Here is a 12,607-nt window from a genome sequence, read left to right on the forward strand (position 1 = left end):
AGTTAATTCTAGTAACTTTTAACAATGGACTTGGACGGTTAAACGTTGCTAAATTCCAAGCCGTGGCAATCTCCATCAGAAGTCAGCCATAGCACTCCTTCCCTAACGAGATATTTGATTTGGAACACGATCGAGGTATCCTTTGAGGATTTCGGCGATCGCCTGTACATACGGTTGTCGTAGTAAGGTCATATGATTACCGGGTACAGAATATACCTTGGCTCCATCTCTTGCTAACTCACCCCAACCCCAAGTTACATCTTGCTCATTTGCCATATCACTTGTCTTTAAAAGGATCACTTTTCCGTCATAAGATTTTGGCTGATAACGGAATATAGCTAGGGTGTTAGCTAGCAGAACCTTGGCTAAACGTGTGACAGCAGGCTGTTGTTCTCCTGCGATAAGTTGGGGAGACTGGGCAGCAACCTGCATAATTTCCGAACGATTCCCCAACCGGGATACTAAGTGCTTGATTAGACCTTTAGTCTGATAATTTTCCTGAGATGGCTGCAAAGATGATTCTGCTGTTACAAGAGACAGGTAATCATGGACATAAGGCCAGACATCCTGCACAATCATTCTCAGTAACTCAGCAGACAGTTTCAAGGCATCCTTAGGTTTGTAGCTGCCGATTAAGGAACGGGGAGTATCCAGAAGTGCCACTAGGGCAACTTTTTGATTTGCTTGTTGAAGTTGAACAGCCATTTCATAGGCAATGTAGGCTCCTAACGACCAGCCTCCAAGGAAGTAAGGGCCTTCAGGTTGAACTGAACGCATGGCGTTAATGTAATAACTAGCCATGTCTTCAATTCGCTTGAAAGGCTGTTTCTCTCCTTTGAGTCCTACTGACTCTAGCCCATAGACAGGTTGGTCAGAATCAAGCAGATAAGACACGGAGTAATAAGGAAAGATTACACCAGCCATCGGGTGAATCCAGAAAAAGGGTCGCTTACTTCCATTTGGTTTGATGGGAACTAAGCAGGAATCAGAGGTGGGAGCATTTCCCATACCTCTGTCACCATTTGCCAAGTCTTCTGATGGTAGTGATGGTGTTTCTATAACTTGAGCGAGTTCTGCAATGGTGGAAGACTTAAACAGAACCCATAATGGTAGCTCACAAGCAAAAGTTTCCCGTAGTTGAGATACAATTTGCGCTGCCAGTACCGAATGACCACCCAGTGCAAAGAAATTATCATGGATGCCTACTTTTTCTAGCCCCAGCACTTTTTGAAAGATTTCAGCTAGCTGGCGTTCGACTTGATTGCGGGGTTCTGTTTGTTCAGGAACCTTCAATCCTGTGTAAGTATGAGTTAACTGTTTGAGATCGACTTCCCCTGAATCTGTCAAAGGCATTTCATCGAGTTGGACAAAATGGCATTGGGTGGGAGTACCGAAGCGATCGCATAATTGCAATTGCTCAATGGACAATTCGCGGGTATTAGCTGTAAATAAGGCGCTTAATTGCTGTAGACTTATACAATCTAACGTAAAGCGTTGAATATGTGACTTGCCAGCATCTAAACCTATTAACAGATGGCTAGAGCGATGTGCTAAAGCTATCAACAAAGAATCCATTCCTTGAGAGGGTGAAATAGCACAATATCCCTTGGCTTGACTGAGGTCTTTCATGGGATAGCCACGACTCATACCAGTTTCGTCCCACATACTCCAACTCAAGCAATAGCTTTGCCAGGAACTATGTTGTCTTTGATAAGTACTAAAGGCTTCTAAAAAACTATTGGCTGCTGCATAAGCGCCAACACCCGTACCTCCAAAGAAACTATTGATAGAGGAGAAGTGAACGAAGAAACCATGATTCTGATTTTGTAGCAGGTGATGAAGTACCCAAGTTCCCATTACCTTCTGTTGCAATCCAGCCATTAAGCTTTCTTTAGTTGCAGATGCTATTAATTCTTCTTGGAGAACTCCTGCTAAATGGATCACCCCATCAAATTGAGTTGACCACTGGGATGATACCAAATCAAGGGTCTGCTGCATCTGTGCCACATTGCAAATATCCACAGCTTTATAGAGAATAGAGCCTGAAAGTTGTTTTAGCTGTTGATAAGCTTGAATCTTAACTGTTAGTTCATCTTCGCCTTCTTGATAATTCTTCCAAGTGCTTTCATCAGGTAAAGGTGTGCGACCAATTAACAATAAACGAGCTTGGTAATGTTCTAATAAATACTTGGCAATTTTAACGCCAATGCCTCCTAGTCCACCAGTAATTAAGTAGACACCACCGTTTTTAAAAGGTAGTTCTTGCTGTTGTTCTTTTTCAAAATCTGTCTTTTGCAGACGAGGAACTAAGCGCTGTCCATCTCTGTAAGCTACTTCCGCTTCTGGAGTCAAGGCATAAAATTCTGACAACAGATAAGTTCTATTGATTTCAACTGGTGCAATGGGTAGATCGATGTGGCGACAGTCCAACCAAGGGATTTCCTGCGGGATGGTTTTGAGCAAGCCTAAAACTGTTGCTTTTGAGGGGGCGATCGCGTCAGTTGGTAAAATAGATTGACTGCAACTAGCTACGAAGAGTAACTGTATACGATTTTTTGTTTCATGCAACTGCCCTATCGCTTTTGCTACAAACAGTAAGCTGTAAAGTCCTTGTCGTTGACTAACCTCAAGAGCTTCCAGATTGGAGATGGGAGTATTATAGGCTTCATAATTCCAGAGGTGGAAAACATGACCGATGGAGTAATTGTGAGTTTTTAATGCTTTTATTAAACGCTGATAATCTTTTTCATCAGCAGGATCGATCGCATAATGTTCACTACTCATTTGCACAAAATTATTTCCTGCCTCAACTTTGATACAAGAATAATTTTGAGCTTCCAACCTTTGACAAACTGATTGTCCTAATCCCAAATCATCAAGGAATACTATCACTGCTTGTTTGACAGTTGAAATAGGATTAGTTCGAGCTTGTTTTTGACACCAGATTTTTTGATAAAACCAATCAGGAATCGTATTCTTGCCTAGTTTAATATCAATTTCTTGAATCAGCGAACTAAAATCACCAGACTCTAGTTTCTGTTTGAGTTGAGAACGCTGAATTTTGCCACTTGTAGTTTTAGGAAATTCCTGACGTTCTACAGGAATCACATAAGTGGGAGTAATTCCCAACTGAGAGCTAACTTCTCTTTTAATGACTTGAATAGCTTCCAAATTTAGTTGAAATTCTGTTGCTTCCGGTGAAAAGAAGATTGCTAATCCTTCAGTTCCAGTCTGTTGGTTAGAGAATGCACAAGCACCTGCATAGGTGGGAATTACACCATCGATACTATTAACAATATCTTCGATTTCATAGCAGTAATAATTAGCTCCATTAATGATGATTATTTCCTTCTCTCGTCCGGTCAAAACCAAATGACCTTTCAAAATAAAACCTAAGTCTCCTGTATTAAACCAACCATCACCAACAAAAGCCTCTGTATTAGCTTGGGGATTATTTAGATAACCTGGGGTAACTACTTTTCCCTTAATCTGCAAACGCCCTATTACACCTTCTGGTAAAAGGGAATTTTCATCATCAACTATGCGAATTTGCACTCCCGGAACTGGAAGACCAAGGTCAGTAAATTCAATTACATCATGAGAATCTGTTATGAGTTCTAACTGACGACCAACAGAAGATTTTTTAATTCGATAAATATCAGTTTGCTCGTTAAATTGATTTTGATAAGTCATGCAAGTACAGACTTCAGCCATACCAAAAGCCGGTTGCATAACTTGGGAAGAAATACCAAAAGATGCAGCGATCGCCAGAAATTCTCGTACAACTTTAGGTGTTACCTGTTCTCCTGCATTCATCAAAAATTTAACTGACGAGAGATCCCAAGTTTTACCAGGATTTTTTGCTACTACCTCACTAATCAACTTAAATCCAAAGTTGGGTGACCAACTATGAGAAACTCGATATTGCTCAATCAAATCTAACCATTTTAAAGGGTTAGCTAAGATAACTGCTGTTTCCACTTCGATTTGTTGACAACCCAAATATGTATCTTTGAAGTGACATGTTAATAAGGGTACAACATGGTCAAAAGGCAACCAATTTAGGCAAATATCTTCAGTTTTATATCCATTAAATTGTTTAGCTGCATGGATATGAGCAATGATACCTTGATGAGTTTCTTGAATACACTTAGGAACTCCTGTGCTACCAGAAGTTAGCTGTAAAAAAGCTACTTCATCAGGGCGACTAGGATAAAATTCTGACGTGGCTGAATAATTTCTTAATTCTGTTACAGAGCAAATTTTTAATTCTGATAAAGCTAGCGATGAGCGCAAATTTTCCAGTGATTCTTTAATTGAATCACTTGCTAAAATACATGGATGGTCTAGTAGTTTCCATGTATTGTATAGCTTATTGATAACTGCATTTTTCTCTGTATAATTGGGGGCTACAGCTACAGTTACAGGTTGAATTCCTCCAAGAATGCATCCCCATAAAATTGGGAAATAATCTCGTAGCGATGCAATTTGCAGGATAACTCGCTGTCCTGGCTGCAAACCTTGATTTCGCAAGCCGTTAAGAATGCATTTAGCCTCGTCTAATAGGCTAGTGTATGTTTGAAATTCTTTTTGACCTTTTGCAGAAATGTAAGTAATGCCTTGATTTTTGTATTGAGTTGCTGTTTGTATTAATGCTTGTGTTAAAGTCTTGGGAGCATCTTCTGGTATGTTCAGCGGTCCGCCATCACTAATAGCAGGTGTTGTGAATTTTGGTTTTTCTGTCGGCACAAAACCCACATTGGAAGTAGTTTCAGCAATCGGTAAGGCAATAGTTGTGCTGTTTGTTCCTGGTGGCAGTAATTTTGATAAGTGTAGTGGTGAGGGTGAAGGTGTGTGACGTGAAGTTGCAACCACCACCGCCTGCTGAATTTCAGGAAGGCTGTTTAATTGTTGCTGCCATTGTTCTATAAGTTTAGTATCAATAACTTCTAAAGAAGTGAGAACTTGTTCATCAACTTGCCCTGTTGCTGTTAACGGCAAAGTTGATACAGGTAGATAGGTAACTGGCAACATATAATCGGGCAAGTTAGCCTGTAATTGAGTATGCAAAAACTCAGAAGATAAGGATTTTGAGGAAACAATGTAAGCAACGAGTTTCCCCTCCCGCGCCAGAACATAGCAATCTTCTACACTGGAAATTGATAGTAAAACCTGCTCTATACTCTGAAGATTTATCCGGTGTCCCCTAATCCAGGCTTGCCGTTGTATTAATCCCAATACCTCTAAAGATCCATCTAGTCGCAGGCGACCCCACTTTCTTGTTCTTACTAAGCTTCCTAATAAGGGATGTTCTAAAACCTCAATTGAACCTTCTTCTTGCTGCAAGTGATTTTTATTTAAATAGCTATTACCAATATAAATTTCTCCTTCCACACCGAAAGGAAGCAATTCTCCATAATTATCTAATACATAAATTGGTGAATTATCAATATATTCAGTACTAATAAATCTATGATTTTGAGTTTTGATAGCAGGGTCGTGACATACCGCTAATATCTGCTGTCGTTCTCTTTCATTTAGAAGAGGCAGTTGACTCACTTTCTGCTGCGGATTGGATACAATTGCTTCTAATAAATTCTGAAAATGACCAGCCATCTGAACAATAGTTTGTTCATCAAATAAATCAGTATTGTACCTGAAAGATCCGACTAGATCCGAACTACCTTCAGACATCATCAAGTCAAGATCAAACTGTCCCTCCATTTGGGACATTTCGTAAGGTTTTAATTTAAATCCTTCTCGATCTACTTCACCACCCAATAACAATTGTTGGCTATACTCATACTGGCGTAAGTTTTGCAAAACAAAGTTGAATAAAGCCTGAAAAATAGGGGAACGGCTAGGATCGCGCTTTGATTGCAATCGCTCTACCAGTAAAGCAAAGGGAAAATCTTGATGCGCTAATGCTTCGGATACGCAAGAGCGAATTTGAGCGAGAAACTCGTGAAAACTAGGATTTCCTGAAAGATTTGCCCGCATGACAACAGGATCGACAAAATAGCCCACCAGTGGCACAAATTCGGGCTGAGTTCTACCTGAGGTGGGAACACCAACTAGGATATCTTCTTGTCTGGTATAACGATATAACAGAACCTGAAAAGCAGCTAGCAGAAGCATATATTGAGTTACGCCTGCTGTTTGAGCTAGCTGTTTGAGTTGTTCTGTTAGCTCTGGAGATAGTTTGAAGCTATGAGAAGCGCCGTTATAGGTTTGTATGGGTGGTCGTGGTCGGTCTGTGGGTAAATTGAGTACAGGTAAGTCCCCTGCTAGTTTTTGCTGCCAGTAGTTCCAAAGTTTTTCTCCTTGAGTACTTGACAATAATTCTCTTTGCCAGCGCACGTAATCTATGTAGGAGTGCTTTAGAGGAGTTAGAGATGGCTGAACTCCTGACTTTAGGGCAGGATAAATCATAATCATCTCTTCCATCAATAGTGGAAGACACCAAGCATCAAGCGCAACATGGTGTACTGTTAGTAAAAGAACATGATTTTGGTCAGAGCAAGTGAACAAACGCACTCGCATCACTGGGCCATTTTCTATATTAAAAGGTCGCAAGTATTCCTGAAAAACTTTTTGATGAAGCTCTTGTTCACTCCAAGTAGAAGCATCGATTTGCTGAAAGTCTGCTACCTGAGTTTGATAAAGTTGTTGAACTGGCTTATTGCCTTGCTTGGGAAATGTGCTACTTAACAGTGGATGACGTTCCATTAAAGTCTGGAAAGTCTTGTGCAATGTCGTGACGTTGACTTGGCAACAGATACGACAGGTAGATGCAACATTATACGTCGCTTTTTCTGGTGCTAATTGCCATATAAACCACATGGCTTGTTGACCGTAGGAGAGCGGATAAATATTTAAAATATTTGGAGAATCATGGAGTATCTGTAAAATTTCAGTTTTATGCTGTTTGAGTTGAGCAATTACATCAGGTGTTAAGACGGACTGAGAACCACCAATACGCAGTTTTTCCCCGACATGTGCTAACTTAACTCCTTTAAAAGAAAGCTCTTGTAAAAATTCTACTAAACTCATATTTCTATCTCAATCCAATCACTAACTTTGGCGTTCACTAGCTGAAATTGCTCATTCTTTTCTGGCTCCACAGTTTGAGTAACATTTGGAGCTAGTTGATAGTTAAGCTGATTTGCTAGAGTTACAATAGTGGCTCCTTCCATAAAGGTGTTAATAGAAACATCAGATTTCAAATCGGTTTGAATTTGGTTACGCAATTCCACAACCATGAGAGAATCCATGCCCATTTCAAAAAACTTTTGCTCTGTACTCGGTAGTTGAGAGCCTTTAAATCCTACAATTCTCCCTACTTGTCGTTGTAGATAAGCTATTAATAGACTGAGGCGATCGCTTTCTTTTTTCTCTTCTATTTCCTGAAGAATTGTAGCGTTTTTGCTGGCAATTAACGGTTTTGTTGGCTGTGGTTCTACTTCAATTTTTTCTAGTAGTAATCGCTGTCGTCCTATGCCATACAATTGTTTAAATAAACTCCAATCGACATCAGCGATCGCTGTCTGTACACTACCACTAGTCCATAAATGTTCTAAAGCTGCGATCGCTTGTTCGGGGGATAATGGTTCTACGCCTCTTTTGCTCAGTTCTCTCAACCCTTCTTCATCAGCCATACCACCGCCAGCCCAAGGGCCCCAACTAACGCTGAAACTGGGCAATCCCATAGCTTGACGGTAATAAGTTAGCCCATCTAAGAAATGGTTAGCTGCTGCATAATGGGCTTGACCAGCAGCACCCCAAACACCAGCAATTGAAGAAAAGTTAACAAAAAAGTCCAGTTCTTTATCTTGGGTGAGTTGATGCAGAATCCATCCACCGATGACTTTGGGACGCATCACCGCTTCTAATTGACTGAGTTCCATTTGCCCCATTGGTTGATATCCTGCCACACCAGCAGCGTGTACAATTCCTTTGAGCGGTGGCATAGAAGTGTCTATTTGCTCAAACACGCTTGCGAGTTCTGCAAAATTGCAGACATCAGCCTGAAGCTCAACTATTTTGGCTCCCTGTTGTTGTAAACGACTAATGGCTGATTTTGCTGAGTTTGAGGGTTGACTCCGACTGATTAATACTAAATACCTAGCTCCCTTATCTACCATCCATTGGGCTGTGTGCAATCCTAAAGCACCCAGTCCTCCCGTAATTAGGTAGGTAGCATTGGAGGACAATGACATCGGTAAAGATACAGTTGGGGGTTGCTTGACTAAACGAGATATATAAGTTTGCCCTCCGCGCCGGGCTAAATGGTCTTCTTGTGAGTTGTCTGTGAAGATTTGCAGAAGTATTTCTGCTTCATCTTCGGTAGCTTGTGGGTCTAAATCTATTAAACCACCCCACAGTTGGGGATATTCTAAGGATATGCCTCGACCAAAGCCCCATAAGGGGGATTGAGCCACTGCTAGTTTCTCTGTTTTTGATGACACTGGCTGAGAACCCTTGGTGATTAACCATAGTTGAGGCGAACTAGCAGTAGGATTTTTGACTATTGCTTGGAGCAAGTGCAACACACTACCACATCCCCAAAGTTGGGATTGTTCTAAGCCAGAAATTGTTAAATCTTGTGGAACAGGAGCATCCAAACTCCACAAATGAATTACCTTTTGCAGTGGCAATTGGCTGGTTTTTAAGATGTCTTGATAAATTTGTTCAAAATCTTGAGGATGAGAGGGATTTAGTTGATAAGTTTGTGTCTTTTGGCCTGTCTTTTCATTTTGATAGGTATGCCCTCGATGAACTAAAGTGCATTCATGTCCTTGCTGCTGCAATTTAGTCGCTAAAGCTGTCCCCAATCCTGTGGAATCAGCAAAAATTAACCAGTGACTCAATTTTTGAGAATTTGTTTTTAAATGATGACTTTGAGGCTCCCACTCTATTTGATAAAACCTACTTTGTATTTCTCCTAACAACTGCCTTTGCAAAACATTCAAAAGGCTCTGGCGACTGACGCGTTTTCCAATTAAGCCTTCAATTTCAGCAACTACAACTCCATTATTATCAAATAATAATGCATTAGAACTAGAAATATCTTTATTACTGGTGTCTTTGTAGGATATTTCTACTTGACTCCACAGTTGAGAGCTAGAACAACGATATACTTTTAGACGCTCTATCTTGATTGGAAGATAGATATCAATTGAATTAACTCGATCGATATCTAGTTTTAGACCATATACTGAATGCAAGCAGGAATCTAGTAAAGCTGGATGTATTTTGTATTTTTCTGCTTCCTGGGAAAGCTCTGGTGATAATTGAATTAAGCCGAGGATTTTATCTTGAGTCTTCCAAAGATTTTTCACAGCTTGAAAACTTGGGCCATAAATCATGCCTTGGTCTTCTAGTTCTCGATATAAAATTTCAATCGCAACTTTTTCTGTGTATTCTTGTTGCAATACAGACAAATTGACAAAACCAATATCATCTGTCTCTTTGCCTTTTAATACCTTACCGGAAGCGTGGAGCGTAAAAGACTGATTTTCTTGGTTTTGTTCTGTACTTAAGCTGAAAATTTCAAATTTATAAATATTAGTTTCTAAAGGTTTTAAAACTATTTGTACTGTTTTATCTTGAGCTTCGGAAAAAATTAATGCTTGGTAGATATTTACATCTTCAAGAATTAAATGATCTGATTTGAAAATAGCTGCTCCTGCCGCCAAAGCCATTTCTAAGTAGGCTGTCGCAGGTAATACTGGCTTGTTAAAAACACGATGGTGGTTGAGATAAGCAGGTTCAGAAATACTTAACTGGGATTCAAAACGCTGTTCTTCTGAACCAGCTAGGCGAAGCTTTTGACCCAGTAAGGGGTGGAGATTTTTAATTTTTGGTAAATATTGCTTTTGAGGATGGGTTTTGCCTGTTTCAAACCAATAGCGTTGGCGTTGGAACGGATAAGTGGGCAATATCACCTTCTGACGCCCATACTCCCGGTCAAGTCTTAACCAATCTACCTGGAATCCGGCCACATACAACTGCCCTAAACTAGAAAGTAACACTTGCCATTCGTCGAAACCAGGACGCAAAGAAGGTAGCCACAGATCCTCGCTAGCAGGTTGGCATTGACGCCCCATACCCAATAAAATCGGCTTGGAACCAATCTCTACGAATACTTCATACCCAAGCTGATGTAATGTCTGCATACCACTAGCAAACTGCACTGCTTGACACACATGATTCACCCAGTATTGCGCTGTTGCGATGTCCTCCTCAGCAAGTTTTCCAGTGACATTGGATACTAATGGAATTTGCGGCTGATTGTAGGTGAAGGAATTAGCGATGGCGGAAAATTCTGCCAACATTGGTGTCATCAATGGCGAATGGAAGGCATGAGAAACAAGCAATCGTTTTGTTTTGACTCCCTGCGTCGCCAGTTTGTCACAAATTGCAGCAATATCAACACTGGCTCCAGAAATCACTATACTTTCTGGGCCATTAATTGCTGCGATCGCTACTGTCTCATGAAATGGTGCAATGGTTTCTCTCACCATTTCTTCTTTTCCCATCACCGAAACCATCTCGCCACCAGCAGGTAACTGCTGCATTAATCTTCCTCGATGGGCAATGAGTTTGAGTCCATCTTCTAAGCTCAAAACTCCTGCCACAACTGCTGCAACATATTCACCAACGCTATGCCCCATGACCACATCTGGAGTTATTCCCCAGGATTTCCACACCTGATACAGGGCATATTCCAAGGCAAATAACGCTGGTTGCGTATAGGCGGTTTGGTCTAACAATAATGATGCAACTTCTTGTGTTGCTTGCTGTGGATATAGTATTTCTAAGAGCGAATTTTGCAGATATGGGCGTAAAATTTCATTACACTGGTCAATAGTTTGGCGGAAAATCTGCTCTTGTTCGTAGAGTTGCCGTCCCATGTTGATGTACTGGGAACCTTGCCCTGTGAACAGAAACGCTATCTTTGACGGCTTTTTACCTGGGTGGTTGCTGAAGGTATGGTTTGCTGATGCTAGTTGTTCAATTAATTGTTCTGTTGAGTCAGCCACAACTGCCAGACGGTGCTGAAAATGCTCGCGTCCTGTATTCGCCGTATAACATATATCTGCTAATCCTAGCTTTGGATTAGTCTCTAAGTGATGTTGATAACGACTAACCAACGCTTGCACAGCTGGTTCTGTTTTTGCCGATAAAGTTAATAAATGAAAAGAACGCTCCCGCAAATTTTGACTTTTGACTTGAGGGGGCGCTTCTTCTAAAATCACATGAGCATTAGTACCGCCATAACTAAAGGCGCTAACTCCTGCCAGTCTGGGTTGTCCTTGGGCTGGCCATTGCTGGAGTTCTGTGGGAATTTGAATAGGAGTATTTTTAATCTTAATGTAAGGATTTAACTTTTTTAGATGCAGATGAGGCGGAATCTCACTATGTTGTAGCGACAAAACTACTTTTATCAGCCCTGCGATCCCCGCAGCAGATTCTAAATGACCAATATTCGTCTTGACTGAACCAATCCAACAAGGCTGATTGGGTTCCCTACCTTCCATCAGAACCGTTTTGAGAGAATTCACCTCAATGGGATCTCCCAAAGATGTTCCCGTACCGTGAGTCTCGACATAGCTAATCTGTGATGGTTTCACCCCAGCATTTGCTAAGGCCTGGCGGATAACTGCTTGTTGAGCAGGGCCATTGGGAGCTGTCAGTCCATTACTTAAACCGTCTTGGTTAACCGCTGAACCTCTAATAATCGCTTGAATATTGTCTCCATCCCTCAGTGCATCAGAAAGACGTTTTAGAACTACAACTCCACATCCCTCTCCCCGGACATAACCATCCGCAGCAGCGTCAAAGGTTTTGCAACGACCGTCTGCTGCCATCATTCGGGCATGAGAAAAGGTAATTGTCGGTTCTGGAGAAAGAATTATGTTTACTCCTCCTGCAATACATACATTGGACTCTCCAGTTTTTAAACTCTGGCAAGCATAGTGCAGTGCTACTAGAGATGAAGAACAAGCTGTGTCCATCGCAATAGATGGCCCCCGCAGATTCAGTACATAAGATAATCGCGCTGCAATAATATATGGATGTGAACCGATACCGCTATATGCTTCTAAACAAGAAAGATCTTTGTAAGTTATTGTGTGGTAGTCAAAATTGGTAAAACCAATAAAAACCCCTGTCTGACTACCATCTAATCGTTCTGGCGCTATGGCGGCATTTTCCAATGCTTCCCAAGCCACTTCCAGCATCAATCTTTGCTGCGGGTCTATATACTCAGCTTCACGAGGGGAAATACCAAAAAAAGCGGGGTCAAATTCATCTACTTTTTTGAGAAAACTGCCCCAGCGGGTATTCATTTTTCCTGGGGTAGCCGGATTGGGATCGTAAAATTCATCAATATCCCATCGGTCTTTAGGTACTTCAATAATTGCTTCTTTCCCATCCTGCAAAAATTTCCAGAAAGCTTGTGGTGTTTCTGCTTGGGGAAATCGGCAACCAATACCAACGATCGCTATATGTGTTGATTCTAAATTCATCTAATCAAAAAATTACTATTAATAGTAATTACTTTTATTAATTATTGTTTGCTCTAGGGATGTAAAACTTTGCA

Annotated in this window: 2 protein-coding genes; both read right to left on the reverse strand. The window is 41.0% G+C overall.

The window, feature by feature from the left end; genetic code table 11:
• Nucleotides 1–102 precede the first annotated feature (102 nt).
• A complete protein-coding gene (locus H6H03_RS04245) occupies nt 103–7,053 on the reverse strand; it encodes an SDR family NAD(P)-dependent oxidoreductase (protein ID WP_190953900.1) in 6,951 nt (2,316 codons plus the stop codon).
• Nucleotides 7,050–12,533, reverse strand: coding sequence for a type I polyketide synthase (locus H6H03_RS04250; RefSeq protein WP_190953901.1), 5,484 nt, complete (start codon nt 12,531–12,533; stop codon nt 7,050–7,052). Before H6H03_RS04250 ends, H6H03_RS04245 begins: the two co-directional genes overlap by 4 nt.
• Nucleotides 12,534–12,607 lie beyond the last annotated feature (74 nt).

Origin of the sequence: Nostoc paludosum FACHB-159 (assembly GCF_014698835.1) — a bacterium.
Lineage (GTDB): Bacteria > Cyanobacteriota > Cyanobacteriia > Cyanobacteriales > Nostocaceae > Nostoc > Nostoc paludosum.